We start from the raw sequence: 18,950 nt of genomic DNA, 5'->3' as shown, positions 1-18,950 counted from the left end.
ACCGGCCGGAAGTGCCCGCAATGATGGTTGGTGTATCGAAATTTCGGTATACCAACCACCACTTCCGCCCTATGCATTTGTGTCCATATGCACCTCGTTGCATACTGTCGTCATGGCACTCGAACATGCCCTGCTCGTCTCCCTCGACGAGCGGGCCGGATCCGGCTACGAACTGGCCCGCCGCTTCGACCGGTCCATCGGGTTCTTCCACAGCGCCAGCCACCAGCAGATCTACCGGGTACTGCACCGGATGAAGGATCGCGGCTGGGTGACCGGTGAAACCGTGGCGCAGGAGGGTCGCCCGGACAAGAAGGTCTATCGAGTGGCCGGCGCCGGCCACGCCGAACTGGACCGCTGGGTCGCCACGCCGTCCGAACCCGACCATCTGCGCAGCGAACTCGCCGTGAAGGTCCGTGCAGCGCGCCCCGGCACGCTGACCGAACTGCTCGCGGAGATCACCCGTCACCGCGACGCCCACGCCGCGCGGCTCGACGTCTACCGGCTGATCGAGAAACGCGACTTCCCGGAGTCCCCGCCGCGTCGGGGCCCGGACCTGCACCAGTACCTCGTGCTGCGCGGAGGCATCCGCGTCGAAGAGGGTTTCCGCGATTGGTGCCAGGACATGCTCGACGCTCTCACTCCCGCTTCGGAACAGGACGTGCCGTGACCGACCACTATCCCACGCTGCTGTCCCCTCTCGACCTCGGACCGATCACGTTGCCCAACCGGGTGATCATGGGATCGATGCACACCGGGCTCGAGGACCGCGCCGCGAACACCGGGAAACTGGCCGCATACTTCGCCGAACGTGCCCGCGGGGGTGTCGCGCTCATCGTCACCGGCGGTTACGCCCCCACGCGCACCGGATGGCTGCTGCCGTTCGGCGCCAAGCTCACCAACCGGATCGAGGCCCGCCGGCACCGGACGATCACCGACGCCGTGCATGCGGAGGGCGGGCGGATCCTGCTGCAGATCCTGCACGCCGGCCGGTACAGCTACTGGCCGCTGAGCGTGTCCGCGTCGTCGATCAAGGCACCGATCAATCCGTTCCGGCCGCGCCGACTCACCTCGTGGGGTGTGCGCCGACAGATCCGGGCGTTCGTGCGCTGCGCCGGGCTCGCTCGGGAAGCCGGTTACGACGGCGTCGAAATCATGGGTGGTGAGGGATATTTCATCAACCAGTTCCTCGCCGAACGCACCAATCGGCGCACCGACGAGTGGGGCGGCACTCCCGCCAAGCGCCGCCGTCTCGCCGTCGAGATCGTGCGGGGCGTCCGGGCGGTCGGCGGCCCGGACTTCGTGATCTCGTTCCGGCTTTCGATGGCCGATCTCGTCGAGCGCGGCCAGCGGTGGGACGAAATCGTCTCGCTTGCACAGGAAGTCGAAGCAGCCGGTGCGACCTTCATCAACACCGACATCGGCTGGCACGAATCCCGGGTGCCCACGATCGTCACGTCCGTTCCTCGTGCCGCGTTCGTGGACGTCACCGCGAAACTCGCCCAGCACGTGAGTATTCCGGTTGCCGCGTCGAACCGCATCAACATGCCCGAGACCGCAGAGGCGATCCTGTCCGACGGCCGGGCCGCCCTCGTCTCGCTGGCACGGCCGATGCTCGCGGACCCCGACTGGGTGCGCAAGGCCGCCGCCGGAACCGCCGACGAGATCAACACGTGCATCGCCTGCAACCAGGCGTGTCTCGACCACGCGTTCGTCAACAAGCACGTCTCGTGCCTGCTCAATCCGCGTGCCGGCCGCGAAACCGAACTGCTGCTCTCCCCCACCCGGCGCAGCAGGACGGTCGCGGTCGTCGGTGCCGGACCGGCGGGGCTGTCGGCGGCAGTGAACCTCGCGCGGCGCGGACATCGCGTCACCCTGTTCGAAGCGGACGACTGCATCGGAGGTCAGTTCGGCATCGCCCGGCTCATCCCCGGGAAGGAGGAGTTTTCCGAGACCTTGCGGTACTTCACGCGTCAGCTCGAGCTGACCGGCGTCGATGTGCGACTGGGTGTCCGCGCGGACGTCGCCGACCTGACCGGGTTCGACGACGTGGTCGTCGCGACCGGTGTGCGACCCCGCGTGCCGGAAATCGCGGGTATCGACCGGCCGAACGTCCTGTCGTACCCGCAGGCGGTACGCGGCGAGGCCCCGATCGGCACCCGGGTCGCGGTGATCGGCGCGGGCGGCATAGGCGTCGACGTCGCCGAATTCCTCACCCACACCTCCTCCCCGACAATGGATCTCGCGGAGTGGAAGCGGGAATGGGGCGTCTGCGACGATGAGGACGCGAACGGTGGATTGTCCGTCCCGCAACCGTCGCCGTCTCCGCGCGAGGTGTACCTGCTGCAACGATCGTCCGGCCGGATCGGGGCCGGGCTCGGTAAGACGAGCGGCTGGGTGCATCGAGCGTCCCTGAAACACAAGGGCGTACACGAGCTGTCGGGTGTGAACTACGAACGCATCGACGACGACGGCCTGCACATCAGCTTCGGCGCCGAGCGCCGCGACCTCCGGGTGCTCGCCGTCGACACGGTCGTCGTGTGCGCAGGTCAGGAATCGGTGCGGGACCTGGCCGACGAACTCCTGTCGGCAGGCGTCACCACACACGTGATCGGCGGGGCGGATGTCGCCGCCGAACTCGACGCGAAGCGCGCGATCGAGCAGGGGACCCGGCTCGCTGCCCGGATCTGAGAACCTGTCAGACGGTGACGCCGGCCAGTAGCCCGGCCACCGACTGGCGCAGCACGGCGGTCGCCTCGTCCACGCCGAGCTGCAGTTCGTCGCGCAGGACCGCCCACGATCCCCACGTGGCGGCGACCCCGAGCGCGTAGACCAGGCGGGCGCGACGGTCCTTGTCGAGGGTCGAGAGTTCGCGGGCGAACAGGACCCTCACCTCGTCGGTGACCCGCGCGATGTGGCGCCGCCGGTGAGCCCGGAGCGCTTCGGAGAAATGCTGGCGCACGACCGCGGCTCGTGAGTAGGGCGCGATGAACTCGAGCAGCCGCGCGCGTTGCCGGCAGAAGCCGTCGATCCGTTCCGCCAGCGGCAGATGCGGAGGCACCGGCACGAACAGTTCGTCCTGACGGCGCAGCATCTCCGCCCCGGTGAACGCCATCAGGGTGTCGAGGTCGCTGAAATTGACCCACAGCGCCCGCAGGGAAACGCCTGCCTGCTCCGCGACCTGCGCACCTGTGGGCTTGAGCATGCCCGCCCGGAGCAGCGCGATGTGCGCCTCGACCACCGCTCGGCGCGTGCGTTCCGCGCGGGCTGTTCGACCGTCCATGACAGCTGTGACCACGATCACTCCTTCGTTCCAACGCGCCGAACCTCGGGGGCATCGGCGGCGCTTCGCGACCTGCGCCCTACAAACAATACCGGCCAACCTCCCCGTTTAGGGAAGTCTTCCCGAAAGACACGGACAACCGAGCCCGAGCCGCGGCGACTAGGCTGACCCACCGTGACTCTGCCGAACCCCACTCCAGACGCCCGCGCGGTCGTGACCGGCGCTTCCTCCGGTATCGGTGAGGCCCTCGCCACCGAACTCGCAGCGCGCGGTCACTCGCTGATCCTCGTCGCACGGCGCGGCGAGGTGATGGAAGAGCTCGCCACCACTCTCCGCGCGGCGCACGGCGTCACCGTCGAGGTACGAGCCTGCGACCTGTCCGATCGCGACGCCCGCGCGAAGCTGGTCGAGGAACTTGCCGACCGCCACGTCAGCATCCTGTGCAACAACGCCGGGATCGCCACATTCGGACCGGTGTCCGATCTGGACCCGTCCTACGAACGCGCGCAGGTCGAGCTCAACGCGGTCGCCGTGCACGACCTCACCCTGGCGGTGCTACCGCAGATGCTCGAGCGTCGCTCCGGCGCGATCCTCAACGTCGGGTCCGCCGCGGGCAACATGCCGATCCCGAACAACGCGACCTATGCGGCCTCGAAGGCGTTCGTCAACACGTTCTCCGAATCGCTGCGCGGCGAACTCAAGGGCACCGGCGTGAACGTCACCCTGCTGGCACCGGGGCCGGTGCGCACCGAGACCCCCGACCCGGCCGACGCCTCGATCGTCGACAAGCTCGTCCCCGATTTCCTGTGGATCTCGAGCGAGCACACCGCGAAGGTGTCGCTGGACGGTCTCGCCGAGAACCGGATGCGCATCGTGCCCGGACTGATCAGCAAAGCCATGTCCGTCGCGGGCAACTACACCCCGCGCGCGATCGTCGCCCCGATCGTCGGGACCTTCTACAAGAAGCTCGGCGGCTAGCGCCGCTTGCGACCGGTTCCGAAGATGCTGCGGGAGATCTCCCGCCCCGCAGCGGACGCGGCGGACCGCAGGAAGCTCTTCATCGCGGAGCTGCCCAGCACCTGTTCGACGATCGTCGGCCCCTCGTCCCGAGGGGCCGGCATCGTCTCGGACAGATCCGGCAGCGGCGGCACGTCCAGCGGCGGATCCACATCGGGCGCGCCTGCGACCTTCGTCGTGAGCATCTCGTACGCCGACTCCCGGTCGACGGTCTGCCCGTACTTCGCGAACAGCGGATGTCCCTGGGCGGCGGCACGGATCGCGTCGTCGCCGACGGTGTCCATCAGCGAACGCGGGGGCCGGATCCGGGTCCACGCCACCGGTGTCGGCGCTCCCTTCTCCGACAGGACCGTCACGATCGCTTCCCCCGTCCCGAGCGAGGTCAGCGAGTTCTCGAGGTCGTAGAACCTCGTCTTCGGGTAGGTGCGGACCGTCTTGGTGAGGGCCCTCTGATCGTCGGGCGTGAACGCACGCAGCGCGTGCTGCACCCGCGCACCCAACTGCGAGAGGACCGCGTTGGGAACATCTGTAGGAAGCTGCGTGCAGAAGAACACGCCGACCCCCTTCGACCGGATGAGCTTGACGGTCTGCTCGACCTGCTGCAGGAAGGCCTTCGACGCGTCCGCGAACAGCAGATGCGCTTCGTCGAAGATGAACACGAGCTTCGGTTTGTCCAGGTCACCCTCCTCGGGCAGTGTCTGGAACAGGTCGGCGAGCACCCACATCAGGAACGTCGAGAACAGCACCGGACGCGCTGCCTGCGCGCCCAGCTCGAACAGGCTGATCACCCCGTTGCCGCCCAGGACACGCAGCAGATCCTCGGTGTCGATCTCCGGTTCGCCGAAGAACGTGTCGCCGCCGTCGGCCTCGAGGTTGACGATCGCGCGCAGGATGACGCCCGCGGTCGCGGCCGAGACACCGCCGATACCTTTGAGATCGGCCTTGCCCTCGTCGCTGGTCAGGTACGCGATGACCTGCCGCAGATCCTTGAGGTCGAGCAGCGCCATGCCGCGCTGATCCGCCCAATGGAAGATCAGTCCGAGCGTCGATTCCTGGGTGGTGTTCAGGCCGAGCACCTTGCTCAGCAGGATGGGGCCGAACGCCGTGACGGTCGCGCGGACCGGGATGCCGATGCCGTCGGTGCCGAGCGAGAAGAACTGAACCGGGAAACCGGCCGGGGTCCACGAGGCATCGCCGGTGTCGGCGGCGCGAGTGACGATCGCGTCGCCGCCCTCCCCGCGCGCGGACAGGCCCGACAGGTCGCCTTTGACATCGGCCATGACCACGGGCACGCCCGCCGCGGACAGCTGCTCGGCGATGCCCTGCAGGGTCTTGGTCTTACCGGTGCCGGTCGCGCCGGCGATGAGGCCGTGCCGGTTCATCATGGCCAGCGGGATCCGGACCCGGGCACCCGGGTCGACGACGCCGTCGTGGACGACAGTGCCCAGTTCCAGGGTCGCACCGGAGAACGCGTAACCCGCGGCGATCTCCGCGGCCGGGCCTGCGGCGGTTCCGGCGGTGGCCGCGTTCGGTTGGGCGGCCTCATCCGGTTCGGTCTCGGCCGCGGCGGCGGCCTCCTCGGCCTCACGCTGAGCCAGTTCGGCCGCGGCGGCGGCTTCGGCGGCGACTCGGGCCGCTTCTTCGGCGGCGGCCTTCGCGGCCTTCGCCTTCTCGGCGGCGGACAGTGCCTCGCCGGATCGGGTCGGATCCACGGTCATGTTCAGCCTCCTCGAACCAGCACGGCCGGCGTCTGTTTCCCCCGCAGACCTTAACCCGGTCGCCCGTCTGACTACTCTGTACTCTCGTGCAGGACAAACTTGTTTGGATCGATTGCGAAATGACCGGTCTGCGGATCGGAAGCGACAAACTCATCGAAATCGCCGCGCTGGTTACCGACAGCGATCTCAACGTGCTCGGCGAGGGTGTGGACATCGTGATCCACGCCGACGACGACGCGCTGGCCGCGATGCCCGAGGTCGTGCAGCAGATGCACGAACGGTCCGGGTTGACCGACGAGGTACGCCGCTCGACGGTCACGCTGGCCGAAGCCGAGAAACTGGTCCTCGACTACGTCCGGACGCACGTCAAGGAAGCCGGTACCGCTCCCCTGGCCGGCAACTCCATCGGCACCGACCGGCAGTTCATCTCCCGGGACATGCCGGAACTCGACACGTATCTGCACTACCGCATGGTCGACGTCAGCTCGATCAAGGAACTGTGCCGGCGCTGGTACCCGCGGATCTACTTCGGCCAGCCCCAGAAAGGCCTGTCGCACCGCGCGCTCGCCGACATCAAGGAGTCCATCCGGGAGCTGCGCTACTACCGGCGCACCGCGTTCGTGGCGCCTCCCGGGCCGCCGCCTGCGGACATCACCGCCGCCGTAAAGGATCTTGGACCTGCCTGACCAGGCGATTCGTCGTTTTCGGGGAAAGCAGGCTAGTATTTCTATCGCAGTCGCAACCGGCCCCGGCCGATAGCGGATGCGATGGTGAGTGTAGTTCAGTTGGTAGAGCACCAGGTTGTGATCCTGGCTGTCGCGGGTTCGAGTCCCGTCACTCACCCCCGAGAAAGACCCCCGACCGCGCGGTCGGGGGTCTTTTCTTTTCCCTACCACCGCGTTTCCCGTCCCCCGCCGAAGAGAACCGTCACCCGGGAACGGGAAACGGCTGTGGCCCCCGGCCGTTTCCGGTCGGGGGCCACAGCCGCGGACAACGAACTAGACCTCGACGGTGTCGCGCTCCTTGTCGGCGCGCCGCAACGTCGCACCGGCGGGCTTACCGGGGATGGCCAGGGTGATCAACGCGGCGACGAGCGCCACGCCGCAGCCGATGAGCAGTCCGGTCCGGAAACCGGCTTCGGTGGGCAGCGTGTGCTCACCCAGCTGCATGCTCATCTGCGCGAGCACCACACCGACGACCGCGGCCGACACCGAGGTGCCGACCGACCGCATGAGCGAGTTGAAGCTGTTCGCGGCGGCGGTCGCGGTCTGCGGCACGGACCCCATGATCAACGCGGGCATCGCACCGTAGGCCAGACCCACGCCGACGCCACAGATACTGGTGACGATCAGCAGGCCCCACGTCGTGCCCATCAGTGCCATGGACGAGCCGTAGCCCAGAGCGATGACCAGGGCACCGACGAGCAGTGTCACCTTCGGTCCGCGACCGGCGGACAGTCGCGCGCCGAGCGGCGAGACGAGCATCATCATGATGCCGGAGGGAGCCATCCACAGTCCCATCGCGAGCATCGACTGGCCGAGGCCGTACCCGGTCGATTCCGGCAGCTGCAGCAGCTGCGGCACGATCAGCGACTGCGCGTACATGGCGAAGCCGACGACGATGGACGCCAGATTGGTCAACAGGACCGGACGGCGAGCGGTGATACGCAGGTCGACCAGCGGATCGTCGATGCGCAGTTCCCACCACGCGAACACACCGATCGCGACGATCGCGGCCGCGAACATCTCGAGGGTGGTGCTGCTCGTCCAGCCCCAGTCGGCGCCCTTCGAGACCGCAAGCAACAGGCAGACGAGTCCGATGCCGAGCGTGACCGCACCGAACGGGTCGAACTTTCCGCGGGTTCCCTGGACGGGCGTGGCCGGCACGATGACCCAGATCGCCACGAGGACGACGGCGCTGAGCACCGCAGCAGCCCAGAACAGCACCCGCCAGTTCGCGTTCTCGGCGACCGCAGCGGCGACGGGCAGACCGAGGGCACCGCCGATACCCATCGACGAGCTCATCAGCGCGATGGAGGAATGCAGCTTCTCCGGCGGCAGCACGTCGCGCAGGATGCTGATGCCGAGCGGGATCAGGCCCATGCCCAGGCCCTGCAGACCACGGCCGAGGATCATGGGGAACAGGGACGACGCCATCGCGCAGATCGCCGACCCGACGATCAGGGGAATCGTGCAGGCGAACATCACGGGACGCTTGCCGTACAGGTCGCCGAGGCGCCCGGTCACCGGCATCGCGACCGCGGCGGCCAGGAGCGTGACGGTGATGACCCAGGACGCGTTGGACGCGGTGGTGTGGAGGATCACGGGCAGCTGCGCGATCAACGGCACGACGAGCGTCTGCATGAGCGAGGCCACGATGCCGGTGAAGGCGAGCACACCTACCAGTGCGCCCGGACGAACTGCGGGTGTCGGGTTGTTCACCCCAATCTCCTTAACTAGAGCAATATAATTCTGTGCACCTTACATATGCAGTGCATCGTGCACAACTTATGCATTACGCACATCGCGTGGTATACCTGACGAAAGTTCCACGGGGGCCGAGCAGCAAAAGGACGAAATGGACAAGCCCACCAACCTGATCGAGTTCGAGACGATGCTGCTGGGTCGGCACCTCAGCGCACAGACCGCCCGCCCCCGACGCGCAGTCGGTCGCCTGGACCGCAGCGCCTACACGCTGCTGGGCCGGATCGAGATGCAGGGTCCGATGTCGATCGGTGAACTGAGCGATGCCTTCGGCCTGGATGCATCGACCCTGAACCGGCAGACCGGCGCGATGCTGCGCGACGGGCTGGTCGAGCGGATACCCGACCCCGACGGCGGGATGGCACGCAAGTTCCGCATCACCGGCGACGGCAGCAACCGGCTCGCCGAGGAACGCGCGCACAGCATCCGGGTGCTCGACGAGATCCTGAACGAATGGTCCCCGGAGGACGTGGCGACCTTCGCCGGCTGGCTCGAACGTTTCAACACCGACGTCGAACGCTACGTCGGCCGTCCCTGGCCCCGCCCCTGAACCAGCCCGCAACACAACGGAGGGCGCCCGGCGTTCCGGTCACCCTCCGTTGTGCGTACGCGAGGTCAGGTGCTGGCGTTGCCCGCCTTCCACGTCGCCCACGGGATGTTCCAGTCGCCCAGCCCCTCGGTTCCCTCGAGGATTCCGCCGACCGTGTTGCGCACGACGACGATGTCACCGCGCTTGGTGTTGTCGAAGATCCACTTCGCATTCGCCGGACTCAGATTCAGGCAGCCGTGGCTGACGTTGCGGACCCCCTGATCCCCCAGCGACCACGGCGCCGAGTGGAAGAAGATCCCGCTGTAGGACATGCGGGTCGCCCAATCCACGGGCGTCCGGTAACCCTGCGGTGAGTCGGCCGCCACCCCGTACGTCGACGAATCCATGATCATGTGATCGAAGCGGTCACCGATGGTGTAGACGCCGTTGGGGGTGGGCGTGCTGTCCTTGCCCATCGACGTCGGCATCGACATGATCGCGCTGCCGTTGCGGTTGACGGTGACGGTCTTCGTGTTGTCGTCGACCTCGATGACCACGGCGTCGCCGATGGTGAACGACGAGTGCACGTCGGACTGACCGAACAGGCCGTCGCCCAGATCCTTGCCGTAGGCCTTCACGTCGACGGTCACGGTCGTGCCGGGCGCCCAGTAGTTCTCCGGACGCCACCGCACCTCACGGTTGCTGAGCCAGTAGAACGCACCCTCGACCGGCGGATTCGTCACGATCGTGATGGCAGCTTCGGCCGCACGCCGGTCCGGGATGTTCTCGTCGAACTGCACCGCGACGGGCTGGCCGATGCCCACGACCGAGCCTTCCCCGGGCAGCACGTAGGGCTGGGTGAGGTTGCCGGGGGCACTCGTGGTGAACCTGGCGACAGAGGTCGTCGCGCCACCGAGCCCGTACGCGACCGTCTCGAGCGTGTATTCGCGGTTGTAGCCGAGTGGTTCCGTGTTGACCCAGGTCGTGCCGTCCGGCGCGAGCGCGCCACCGACGGCGACACCGTCCGGGTTGCTGAGCGTGACCGAGTCGAGCTTTCCGTTGACGACGGACACCGTCACCGGGTCGATCGGCGAGAAACCGACACCGCCGTCGACAGCGCTCGACGACACCGTCGGTTTGATGAGCGCGGCGAGCGGGTTGGAATCGATGGGCACCTCATCGGCTCCACCGGCCGATCCCCCGGAACAGGCAGTGACGAAGGTCATGGTTCCGACCAGAACCGCTCCCAGCATCGCCGCGGCCGAACGCCGGGACCGGCGCCGAGGCACCCGCAGATTCTTCTCGATCACAATCCACCCTCCGATGTCCGGACCTCCCCCCAGGCCGCAAAACTGCACGTCAATGCACGTATCCACGATGATGCCAGGCTGCAAAGATCCGAACCAAACCAGAAACCCGGAGCGCGAATAACGTTCGAATACCAATCGCCGGCCACCCCTCTGACGTTACCGGCCGCGACCGAGGAAACCGGCGATGAGCAGGCGATTTGGCGCGATACAGCGGAGTGTGTAATCTTCTTTTCGTCGCCGAGACAACGGCCCGGAGACAAACCGCCAAGCGCCATTAGCTCAATTGGCAGAGCAGCTGACTCTTAATCAGCGGGTTCGGGGTTCGAGTCCCTGATGGCGCACAGCAGAAGGCCTGCACCGAAATTTCGGTGCAGGCCTTCCTCGTTTCTCAGATCGAAGCCGGTTCTCCACCCTCGGCCAGAACAGGTCGAACACATCCACCACCGGAGCCGACGAGGACCGAGGGGAAAAATTCGCTGAACTCGACGGATGCGACGGCCCGCTCGAGGACGCACCGCAGTCGCTCCCCAGCACCGAGTGCGGCATCGATCAGAGGCGCGGGGAAGCCAGCGGGACCACGCTGCCGAGCACCTGCGGACGGCGTGGACGAGCGCTAGTACGTGATGACGACCGGGTCGCCGATCTCCACGTTGTCGAAGTACCAGGCCGCGTTCTCGGTACTCAGGTTGATGCACCCGTGACTGACGTTCTCGTATCCCTGCGAGTCGACCGACCAGGGAGCAGCGTGCACGAAGATGCCGCTCCACGTCAGCCGGACCGCGTACTCGGTGTCGATCCGGTAGCCCTCCGGGGCATCGATCGGGACCCCGTAGGTGGACGAGTCCATCACCAGGTCCCGGAACTTCTCGAGCACCGGGAACGTCCCGGTCGGTGTCTCGTACCCGGGCTTGCCCATCGACGCCGGCATCGTCCGCACGATCTCCCCGTCGATCGACACGGTGAACTGATGCGTGGACAGGTTCGCCACGGCGACGAACTCGTCGCCGGTCCGGAACTGCGACCGCGTGCCGCCCGCCAGGACGGTGACGGCGGTGTGGCCGGGCCAGAAGCCGTCGGGAACCCACTGCACCTGCCGGTCGTCGAGCCACCGGAATCCTCCGGCGACGGGCACGGACGGAATGATCGCGACGGACCGCTCCGCGGCGGCCCGATCCGCCACCGGGCCGTCGAAGCGAACGGTCACCGGGTGCGCGATGCCGACGACAGCCCCGTTCGCGGGTGTCAGTGCATGCACGGGCGGCCCGCCCTGCGGGTCGATCCCGATGCGGCCGGCGGTGGCCGCGGCTCCCGTGCCGAGCGCGAGGGTCGCGGCAAGCGTCGCAACCAGGACGAGTCGTGCAACACGCTGCGCGTTCCGCATGACCGCCACCCCTTCGAGACGAGACGATCGACGTCCTCTCAGTGAACCACGCCAAGATCGAAGCGGGAAGGTAGTGGCGCTTCACACCGGCCGCAAGCAAGGCGAGGGGCACCGCCGTCCGTGACCGGACGACGGTGCCCCTCGCATCGACTGATCGTCAGCGCAGCAGTTTGCGCAGAACCAGAGCGCCGACGACGACACCGACCGCGATGACGGCGTACTTGACGTTCGGCTGGTTCACCTTGGCGACGAGCGTCTGCTTGGTGTTGGCCACCAGATTCTTCGGATTGGCCCGCACACTCAATTCGTCGAGCGTGCTCGCGAGCTGGTTGCGAGCGTTCTCGATGTCCCGCTCGATGGCCTCGGTGTCCCTACCCACGTGATCCTCCAGGAGTCGCTGCTGTGTGCTGCGACCACGGTAGTGGACGCGGAGTCCACTACCGTGGCGGACGTGACGGAAAACAGCAGACTCGCCCCCGGCGACACCGCACCCGAGTTCACCCTGCCCGACGCCGACGGCAACGAGGTGTCGCTGTCGGACTACCGCGGCCGCAAGGTGATCGTGTACTTCTACCCCGCCGCCAGCACACCCGGTTGTACGAAGCAGGCATGCGATTTCCGCGACAACCTCGCCGAACTGAACGGTGCCGGCCTCGACGTCGTCGGAATCTCCCCCGACAAGCCCGCCAAGCTCGCGAAGTTCCGCGACAAGGAGGAGCTGACCTTCCCGCTGCTGTCCGATCCGGAGAAGGCCACGCTCACCGCCTGGGGCGCATTCGGCGAGAAGAAGATGTACGGCAAGACCGTGACCGGCGTCATCCGTTCGACGTTCCTCGTCGACGAGGACGGAAAGATCGAGGTCGCGCAGTACAACGTGCGCGCGACCGGTCACGTCGCCAAGTTGCGTCGCGACCTGTCGGTCTAGGTTTCCGGCCGGTCGGCAAGGGCACGCAGGAGCAACGCCTCGGCGACGGCGAGGTTCTCGATCTCCGCCGGATCGACGCTCTCGTTCGGGGCGTGGATGACGCAACGCGGCTCCTCGACCCCGATCAGTGCGATCTCGGCGTTGGGGACGGCGCGCTGCAGCGCGGTGCACAACGGGATCGATCCACCTTCGCCGGCGGTCGCGACCTCGCGGCCGTATGCGGCCTCGAGTGCCGCGCGCAGAGCGCGGTACCCGGGGCCGTCGGTCGCCGCCAGGAACGGCTCCCCGACGGACTCCCGCTCCACCCGCAGGTGTGCACCCCACGGCACGTGCGCCTCGAGGTGGGCGACGAGGGCGTCCTGCGCGACCGTCGGGTCCAGACCGGGCGGCACCCGCAGGTTCAAGCGGGCCGATGCGCGCGGCACGATCGCGGCTGCCGAGCCGACGACGGGCGGCGCGTCGAGACCGACGACGCTGAGCGCCGGCCGTGCCCACACGGCATCGGCGACCGATCCGGACGACAGCAGGGACACTCCGTCGAGCACGCCCGCGTCGGACCGGAAGCGATCCTCCGGATACGGCACCCCGCCCCACCGGGCGGTGCTGTCGAGTCCGTCGACGACGGTGTCGCCGTGTTCGTCGCGCAGCGTGTTCAGCAACCGGACCAGAGCGGCGAGCGCATCCGGTGCCGCCCCACCGTAGACTCCGGAATGCACCTGTCCCGCAAGCGTTTCCACGTGTACGACGACGTTCGCGATGCCGCGCAGTGACGTCGTGAGCGTGGGCTGTCCGGCCTCGACGTTGCCGCAGTCGCCGATGACGATCATGTCGGCGGCGAACACATCCGGGCGCTGCGCGACCAGATCGTGGAGTCCGGCGCCGCCGATCTCCTCGGACCCTTCGACGACGATCCGCACACCGACCGGCAGCGGGCCGTCGGGACGCAGAGCCCGCAGGGCGAGCAGGTGCATCAGGACGTTGCCCTTGCAGTCGGACGCGCCGCGGCCGTACCAGCGACCGTCTCGTTCGGTCAGGACGAAGGGAGGGCTCGTCCACAGGGCCTCGTCGCCCGGTGGTTGCACGTCGTAGTGGCTGTAGAGCAGGACCGTGGGCGCTCCGGCGGGGGCCGGACTGTGCCCGATCACGGCCAGTGATCCGTCCGAGGCTTCGACGAGGTCGGCCTGCTCGATCCCCGCGGCGAGGAAGGCGTCGCGCACCCAGGTGGCGGCACCGACGCATTCCTCGACGGGGAACTGGCGCGGGTCGGCGACGGACCGGAATCCCACCAGCGTCGCGAGTTCACCTCGGGCGGTGGGCATCTGCGCTCGGATCCGGCTCCGGATCAGTTCGGTGTCTGCCCCGCTCACGATTCCTCCTCGATCTGTCGGATGAACACGTCGAATCCGTCGAGGAGCCGGTCGAGCCCGAAGCGGAAGTCGGTGATGTGCCACTCCGCGTTCTCGGCAGGGTCGTCGGGGGTGTCGTCGGGCCCGAACGCGCCGCCCTCCACCGCGGCGAGCACCCGGGGAAATCGCTCCGGGTCGAGAAGCCGGGGCATGACGTCCGCGTAATCCATCTCGTCGTTCTGCGTCGCGAGCTCGAGCTCCCAGGAGAGCCGCGCCCGGCCGAGGACGTACAGCGAGACGGTCAGCACCACCTGAAGTTTCGTCGGCTCGTCGAGATCCGTGCCGGAGAGGGTTCCGAGCGCGGCGTCCAGCCAGCGCATGTTGTTGGGCCAGTAGGGTGCGGTGCGTATCGGCAGCTGTGTGCACCATCGGCGCGCGCGGATCGCCTGGTATTCGGCGACGGCCCAGCGTTCGAGCCGCGCACGCCACTCGCCGGTCTCCGGAAGCTGCGGGGGCGGGCCGATCGCCCGGTCCCACGCGAGCTCGACGAGTTGTTCCTTGCTGTCGACGTACCGGTACAGCGACATCGTGGTGAAGCCCAGTCGCTTGGCCACGTTGCTCATCGACAGCCCGGCGAGCCCCTCCGCGTCGGCGACCGCGACGGCCGCGTCGAGCACCTGATCGAGGCTCAGCCCCCGCTTGGGGCCTCGGGAGCCGTGGTCGGTCAGCCCCCAGGCGAGCCGCACGCTGCGCGGCAGTCCGCCGCCGGGAGTCCAGGTGCTCATGCTTCTCCGTTTCTCGGGGTGTGCCGCCATCCTAAAACTGTGTATGCTCTACACAGTGGTATATGACATACACAGTTCGGCCACAGGTCGGTCCTCCTCACACCTCCAGGACGGTGACATGTCCGACAATTCCCCCGCACTCCGCGTCGAGAATCTGCGCAAGTCGTTCGGTTCGACGACCGTGCTCGACGGCGTCGACCTACGCGTCGACTCCGGATCCGTCTTCGCCCTCCTCGGGGCCAACGGCGCAGGCAAATCCACCACCGTGCGCATCCTGACCACACTGCTCCCCTTCGACTCCGGCACCGTCGAGGTCACCGGTGCGACACTCCCGGCCCGTGCCCGCGCGGTCCGCCGACGCATCGCTCTCACCGGTCAGTACGCCGCGATCGACGACGTTCTGACCGGCACCGAGAACCTTCGCCTCGCCGCACGCCTCGCTCACCTGCCGGCCGCGGCGGTCGACCGGCGCGCCCGGGAGCTGATCGAGCGATTCGACCTCGGCCATGTCGCCGACCGGCGCGCCGGCACCTACTCCGGCGGCACCGCCCGGCGGCTCGACATCGCGATGAGCCTTGTCGCGTCACCTCAGCTGCTGTTCCTCGACGAGCCCACCACCGGCCTCGATCCACGCAGTCGCCTCGTCATGTGGGAGGTGATCCGCGAACTCGCCGCCGACGGCGTCACCGTCTTCCTCACCACCCAGTACCTGGAGGAAGCCGATCGGCTCGCCGACCGCGTCGCCGTCCTCGACGCCGGGCGGATCGTCGCCGAAGGCACGCCCGACGAACTGAAGGCACTCGTTCCCGGCGGACATCTGGAACTGCGCTTCGCCGGCGAACGCGACCTCGCTCACGCGACATCGGTGCTGGCAGGTAACCCGGACCGGGAGGCGCTGACACTCGAGGTGCCCACCGACGGGAGCCTTCCGCACCTGACACAACTGCTCAACCGCCTCGCCGACGCCGGAGTTCCGGTCGAGAAATTCGGTCTCCACTCGCCCACGCTCGACGACGTGTTCCTTTCCCTCACCGGTGCTGCCGGCCGTTCGGAGGTTCTGTCATGACGATCACCGCATCCGCCGACCGCATCCCACCGCTCGGTGAGACCGCCCGCGACTACGTCGCGGTGACGGGCCGCAACCTGCGTCGCATGGTCCGCAGTCCCGACGCCCTGCTCCTGGGTCTGGCACTGCCGGTGATGCTGCTCGTGCTGTTCGTCTACGTCTTCGGTGGCGCCATGGACACCGGGACGGACTACCTCAACTACGTCGTGCCCGGCATCGTGTTGCTCTCGGCGTCGTTCGGTGCGGCCCAGACGGCGGTGGCGGTGGCATCCGACATGCAGCGCGGCATCGTCGACCGGTTCCGGTCGATGCCGATCGCCCGCTCCGCTGTCCTCACCGGCCATGTCGTCGCCAGTGTCGTCCGGAATCTCGTGAGCACCGCCGTGGTGTTCGCGGTCGCCGCCCTCATGGGATTCCGCCCCGACGCCACGCCCGCCGAATGGCTGGCCGCGCTCGGTGTCGTCACGCTCTTCGTCCTGGCGATCTCGGCGATCTCGGCGGCACTCGGAATGCTCGCCGGAAACGAGGAGGCCGCAAGTGGATTCACCTTCTTCCTCCTCTTCCTGCCGTACGTGAGCAGCGCTTTCGTGCCTCCCGACACGATGCCCACCTGGTTGCGGGGCTTCGCCGAACACCAGCCGGTGACTCCCGTGATCGAGACCGTGCGCGGCCTCCTGACCGGAACCCCCATCGGTGATGCCGCGGTGGTCGCGGTGGCCTGGTGTGCGGCGTTCACGGCAATCGGGCTGCTGACGGCAACCGCACTGTTCCGCCGACGCACCGCACGGTGACCGCGTACCGTTGATCTTCGACAGACGGGCCACCGTCGAATCACTCCAGGCCCGTGGACAACAAAGGCATCGCGATGGCCCGGAAACTGTCACCGTTCTACGAACAGGTCCAGTCCCACTACGATCTGTCCGACGACTTCTTCGCCCTGTTCCTCGACCCCTCCCTGACCTACAGTTGCGCGTACTTCGAACGCGACGACATGACGCTCGAGCAGGCACAGACCGCCAAAATCGATCTGGCTCTGGGTAAATGCGACCTGCACCCCGGGGCGACCCTGCTCGACATCGGATGCGGATGGGGCTCGACGATGTTCCGGGCGGTCACGCACTACGACGTGAACGCGATCGGGCTGACGCTGAGCCGCAACCAGTACGAGCACGTCGCGGCCCGGGCGGACCGCCTGCCGGGGCCGCGCACCGCCCGGGTCCTGATGCAGGGCTGGGAGGAGTACACCGGCAGCGCGGACCGGATCGTGAGCATCGGGGCGTTCGAACACTTCCGTCGCGAACGCTACGACGAGTTCTTCGACCGGTGCCGGCAGATACTTCCACCGGACGGCCGGATGCTGCTGCACACCATCGTCGGGCACACCCTCGCCACACTGAAGGCCCGCGGGATCCCCGTGACCCGCGACGACGCACTGTTCCACCTGTTCATCAAACGCGAGATCTTCCCCGGCGGGCAGCTCCCGCAACCGGAAGTGGTCGTCGAGTGCGCCGAACGCGCCGGCTTCCGGGTCGAACGCATCCATCCGCTCGGCCCGCACTACGTCCGGACGCTCGAACTCTGGGCCGCCGCCCTGTCCGCGCGGCACGCCGAAGCGGTCGCGTTGTCGTCCGAGGACACGTACCAGCGCTTCATGAAATATCTGCGCGGTTCGGCCGACCACTTCCGCACCGGACACATCGACGTGATGCAGTTCACGCTCGCCGCGTGACTGTGCGGGCAGCTGCCGCGCCGCGATTGCTGCGACTCGCCCTCACGGATATCTCTCGGCAATCGGACACTCTGCGGCTAGCCTGGGCGCGTGGAGTCTGCAACGAACGCGCGGCGAACTTCGCGCCGGATCGACCCGGCGCTGGAGGTGCAGTCAGCGCCACAGGAACTCGTGCCGCGGCGGCGCCCGACGCAGGAGCGCAGCCGTCGCAAGTTCGACGCATTGCTCAGCGCGTCCCGGGAACTGCTCACCGAGGTCGGTTTCGAATCGTTCACGTGTGAAGAGGTCGCGTCCCGCGCGGATGTTCCGATCGGCACGCTCTACCAGTTCTTCGCGAACAAGTACGTCATCGTCTGCGAACTCAACCGCCAGGACCTGGTGGGTGTGCGCGACGAACTGGCCCAGTTCAACGGCAAGATCCCGTCGGTCGACTGGTTGCGGTTCCTCAACAGCTTCGTCGACCACATGGCCGGATTGTGGACCACCGATCCGTCGCGCCGCGAGGTGTGGCTGGCGATGCAGTCCACCCCGTCGACCCGCGCGACCGGGGCCATCCACGAACGCAAGTTCGCCGAGCAGGTCGAACGGATGCTCGCGCCGCTCACCCCCGAAACCCCCAGGCCGCGCCGCAAACTGATGGCCGAGGTCCTCGTCCACGTCGTCTACTCGATGCTGAACTTCTCCGTTCAGGACGACCAGTCCCACGCCGACGCGGTCGTCGAACTGAAACGGCTGATGGTCGCGTATCTGCAGGTCGCCGAGCAGGACTCGCGGGCGCGAGCCAAGAAACGCAAGCGCCTGCAGGCCAAGGCCGGCGCAGTGGCGGCAGCGGCCGGCGAAATGGCGGCAGGCGATCTCGACACCGACACGGCCCAGGGAACGGACGAAGCCGAGGAGGCCGCGACCTCCCCGGCCTGAGCCGTCGCACTGCCGGATCTACCCGCCCGGCGCGCCCTCGAGAACGACGAACGCCCCCGCCATGTCCCCGTCGTGGGTGAGCGAAACATGGATGCTCATGCCCGCCAGGTGCTCGGCCACAGCCCCGTACACCCGGATGCCGGGCCGGCCCCACGCATCGGAGATCACCTCGATGTCACGGTGGATGCCTTCCGGCAGCACCGGGGGGCGACCGAACATCGACGCCGACCATGCCTTGATCAGCGCCTCCTTGGCCGCCCACCGGGCCGCGAAGTGGCGTCCCGGACGGGAGCTGCGGGTGTTCGCGTCGCGACGCTCCCCCGGTGTGAAGCTCGTGAGCATCGTGGTGCCGGGGCGGCCCAGCTGCTCCTCGAACTCCGTCACCGACACCAGGTCGAACCCGACACCCGCGACTCCCATCCGGCTGTTACCTTTCCCGTCGCCTCGCTCGCCCCGGCCCCTG

19 protein-coding genes and 2 tRNA genes are annotated in these 18,950 nt (G+C 67.8%); 12 read left to right on the top strand and 9 right to left on the bottom strand.

The annotated features are described in order from the left end of the window. Window positions 1–112 precede the first annotated feature (112 nt). Both A8G15_RS04690 and A8G15_RS04685 read left to right on the top strand, forming a co-directional pair. Window positions 113–667, top strand: a complete 555-nt coding sequence (locus A8G15_RS04690; RefSeq protein WP_068155849.1) for a PadR family transcriptional regulator — start codon at window positions 113–115, stop codon at window positions 665–667. Continuing rightward, entirely contained in the window at window positions 664–2,688 is a 2,025-nt protein-coding gene (locus A8G15_RS04685) for an NADPH-dependent 2,4-dienoyl-CoA reductase (RefSeq protein WP_068155847.1), read from the top strand. Before A8G15_RS04690 ends, A8G15_RS04685 begins: the two co-directional genes overlap by 4 nt. 7 nt (window positions 2,689–2,695) lie before the next feature. On the opposite strand, the gene A8G15_RS04680 is transcribed toward A8G15_RS04685, so the two are convergent. Continuing rightward, window positions 2,696–3,295, bottom strand: coding sequence for a TetR/AcrR family transcriptional regulator (locus A8G15_RS04680; protein ID WP_245687701.1), 600 nt, complete (start codon window positions 3,293–3,295; stop codon window positions 2,696–2,698). Between the two features lie 159 nt (window positions 3,296–3,454). On the opposite strand from A8G15_RS04680, the gene cmrA reads away from it, so the two are divergent. Further along, window positions 3,455–4,258, top strand: coding sequence for a mycolate reductase (gene cmrA, locus A8G15_RS04675; protein WP_068155844.1), 804 nt, complete (start codon window positions 3,455–3,457; stop codon window positions 4,256–4,258). On the opposite strand, the gene A8G15_RS04670 is transcribed toward cmrA, so the two are convergent. After that, a complete protein-coding gene (locus A8G15_RS04670; RefSeq protein ID WP_068155841.1) occupies window positions 4,255–6,015 on the bottom strand; it encodes a helicase HerA-like domain-containing protein in 1,761 nt (586 codons plus the stop codon). The two genes, cmrA and A8G15_RS04670, sit on opposite strands and share 4 nt — an antisense overlap. 86 nt (window positions 6,016–6,101) lie before the next feature. Here A8G15_RS04670 and orn point away from each other — a divergent pair, with 86 nt between their 5' ends. Further along, window positions 6,102–6,701 carry an oligoribonuclease gene (orn, locus tag A8G15_RS04665; protein WP_068155837.1) on the top strand — a complete coding sequence of 200 codons (600 nt, stop codon included), beginning with the start codon at window positions 6,102–6,104 and terminating at the stop codon, window positions 6,699–6,701. 84 nt (window positions 6,702–6,785) lie between these two features. Next, window positions 6,786–6,858 (top strand) — tRNA-His (locus tag A8G15_RS04660). Window positions 6,859–7,013: 155 nt separating this feature from the next. On the opposite strand, the gene A8G15_RS04655 is transcribed toward A8G15_RS04660, so the two are convergent. Then, the gene (locus A8G15_RS04655; protein ID WP_068155834.1) at window positions 7,014–8,456 is read right to left on the bottom strand and encodes an MFS transporter; all 1,443 of its coding nucleotides are present in this window, start codon (window positions 8,454–8,456) and stop codon (window positions 7,014–7,016) included. 136 nt (window positions 8,457–8,592) lie between these two features. On the opposite strand from A8G15_RS04655, the gene A8G15_RS04650 reads away from it, so the two are divergent. Beyond that, window positions 8,593–9,048, top strand: coding sequence for a MarR family winged helix-turn-helix transcriptional regulator (locus tag A8G15_RS04650; protein WP_068155831.1), 456 nt, complete (start codon window positions 8,593–8,595; stop codon window positions 9,046–9,048). A 65-nt stretch (window positions 9,049–9,113) separates the two neighbouring features. Here the strand turns inward: A8G15_RS04650 and A8G15_RS04645 are convergent, their stop codons facing one another. Then, on the bottom strand, window positions 9,114–10,253 hold the full coding sequence (locus A8G15_RS04645; protein WP_245687705.1) for a L,D-transpeptidase: 1,140 nt from the start codon (window positions 10,251–10,253) through the stop codon (window positions 9,114–9,116). Window positions 10,254–10,605: 352 nt separating this feature from the next. Between A8G15_RS04645 and A8G15_RS04640 the strand changes: the two genes are divergently transcribed. Next, window positions 10,606–10,678: transfer RNA gene (locus A8G15_RS04640), tRNA-Lys, on the top strand. Between the two features lie 272 nt (window positions 10,679–10,950). Here the strand turns inward: A8G15_RS04640 and A8G15_RS04635 are convergent. Both A8G15_RS04635 and A8G15_RS04630 read right to left on the bottom strand, forming a co-directional pair. Beyond that, entirely contained in the window at window positions 10,951–11,718 is a 768-nt protein-coding gene (locus A8G15_RS04635) for a L,D-transpeptidase (protein WP_068156028.1), read from the bottom strand. Between the two features lie 157 nt (window positions 11,719–11,875). Continuing rightward, window positions 11,876–12,097: a DUF3618 domain-containing protein gene (locus tag A8G15_RS04630; RefSeq protein WP_068155822.1), complete on the bottom strand. Its 222-nt coding sequence runs from the start codon at window positions 12,095–12,097 to the stop codon at window positions 11,876–11,878. Window positions 12,098–12,169: 72 nt separating this feature from the next. On the opposite strand from A8G15_RS04630, the gene bcp reads away from it, so the two are divergent. Continuing rightward, entirely contained in the window at window positions 12,170–12,643 is a 474-nt protein-coding gene (gene bcp / locus A8G15_RS04625) for a thioredoxin-dependent thiol peroxidase (RefSeq protein WP_068156025.1), read from the top strand. On the opposite strand, the gene A8G15_RS04620 is transcribed toward bcp, so the two are convergent. After that, the gene (locus tag A8G15_RS04620) at window positions 12,640–14,010 is read right to left on the bottom strand and encodes a dipeptidase (protein ID WP_082899655.1); all 1,371 of its coding nucleotides are present in this window, start codon (window positions 14,008–14,010) and stop codon (window positions 12,640–12,642) included. The two genes, bcp and A8G15_RS04620, sit on opposite strands and share 4 nt — an antisense overlap. Beyond that, the gene (locus tag A8G15_RS04615) at window positions 14,007–14,774 is read right to left on the bottom strand and encodes a TetR/AcrR family transcriptional regulator (protein ID WP_068155821.1); all 768 of its coding nucleotides are present in this window, start codon (window positions 14,772–14,774) and stop codon (window positions 14,007–14,009) included. Before A8G15_RS04615 ends, A8G15_RS04620 begins: the two co-directional genes overlap by 4 nt. A 118-nt stretch (window positions 14,775–14,892) precedes the next feature. Between A8G15_RS04615 and A8G15_RS04610 the strand changes: the two genes are divergently transcribed. From A8G15_RS04610 to A8G15_RS04595, 4 genes are all read left to right on the top strand, one after another. Then, complete coding sequence (locus tag A8G15_RS04610; RefSeq protein WP_068155818.1) at window positions 14,893–15,840, top strand: ATP-binding cassette domain-containing protein; 948 nt, start codon at window positions 14,893–14,895, stop codon at window positions 15,838–15,840. Beyond that, window positions 15,837–16,631 (top strand): ABC transporter permease, encoded by a 795-nt coding sequence (locus tag A8G15_RS04605; protein ID WP_082899654.1) that lies wholly within the window; start codon window positions 15,837–15,839, stop codon window positions 16,629–16,631. Before A8G15_RS04610 ends, A8G15_RS04605 begins: the two co-directional genes overlap by 4 nt. Window positions 16,632–16,705: 74 nt before the next feature. Next, window positions 16,706–17,569, top strand: coding sequence for a cyclopropane mycolic acid synthase family methyltransferase (locus A8G15_RS04600; protein WP_068156015.1), 864 nt, complete (start codon window positions 16,706–16,708; stop codon window positions 17,567–17,569). A gap of 90 nt (window positions 17,570–17,659) precedes the next feature. After that, a complete protein-coding gene (locus tag A8G15_RS04595) occupies window positions 17,660–18,487 on the top strand; it encodes a TetR/AcrR family transcriptional regulator (RefSeq protein WP_068155815.1) in 828 nt (275 codons plus the stop codon). Between the two features lie 18 nt (window positions 18,488–18,505). Here A8G15_RS04595 and acpS read toward each other — a convergent pair whose 3' ends face one another. Next, a complete protein-coding gene (gene acpS / locus A8G15_RS04590; RefSeq protein WP_068155813.1) occupies window positions 18,506–18,907 on the bottom strand; it encodes a holo-ACP synthase AcpS in 402 nt (133 codons plus the stop codon). Window positions 18,908–18,950: the final 43 nt, after the last annotated feature.

Origin of the sequence: Rhodococcus phenolicus (genome assembly GCF_001646785.1) — a bacterium.
In the GTDB taxonomy this organism is placed as follows: domain Bacteria; phylum Actinomycetota; class Actinomycetes; order Mycobacteriales; family Mycobacteriaceae; genus Rhodococcus; species Rhodococcus phenolicus.
Note: the sequence above shows the minus strand (reverse complement) of the source record. Positions and strands in the feature narration are given on the sequence as shown.

Coding starts and splice junctions, on each gene's coding strand:
- A8G15_RS04690 (WP_068155849.1), top strand. CDS start 113: ATGGCACTCGAACATGCCCTGCTCGTCTCCCTCGACGAGCGGGCCGGA.
- A8G15_RS04670 (WP_068155841.1), bottom strand. CDS start 6,015: ATGACCGTGGATCCGACCCGATCCGGCGAGGCACTGTCCGCCGCCGAG.
- A8G15_RS04650 (WP_068155831.1), top strand. CDS start 8,593: ATGGACAAGCCCACCAACCTGATCGAGTTCGAGACGATGCTGCTGGGT.
- A8G15_RS04645 (WP_245687705.1), bottom strand. CDS start 10,253: ATGACCTTCGTCACTGCCTGTTCCGGGGGATCGGCCGGTGGAGCCGAT.
- A8G15_RS04635 (WP_068156028.1), bottom strand. CDS start 11,718: ATGCGGAACGCGCAGCGTGTTGCACGACTCGTCCTGGTTGCGACGCTT.
- A8G15_RS04615 (WP_068155821.1), bottom strand. CDS start 14,774: ATGAGCACCTGGACTCCCGGCGGCGGACTGCCGCGCAGCGTGCGGCTC.
- A8G15_RS04610 (WP_068155818.1), top strand. CDS start 14,893: ATGTCCGACAATTCCCCCGCACTCCGCGTCGAGAATCTGCGCAAGTCG.
- A8G15_RS04605 (WP_082899654.1), top strand. CDS start 15,837: ATGACGATCACCGCATCCGCCGACCGCATCCCACCGCTCGGTGAGACC.
- A8G15_RS04600 (WP_068156015.1), top strand. CDS start 16,706: ATGGCCCGGAAACTGTCACCGTTCTACGAACAGGTCCAGTCCCACTAC.
- acpS (WP_068155813.1), bottom strand. CDS start 18,907: ATGGGAGTCGCGGGTGTCGGGTTCGACCTGGTGTCGGTGACGGAGTTC.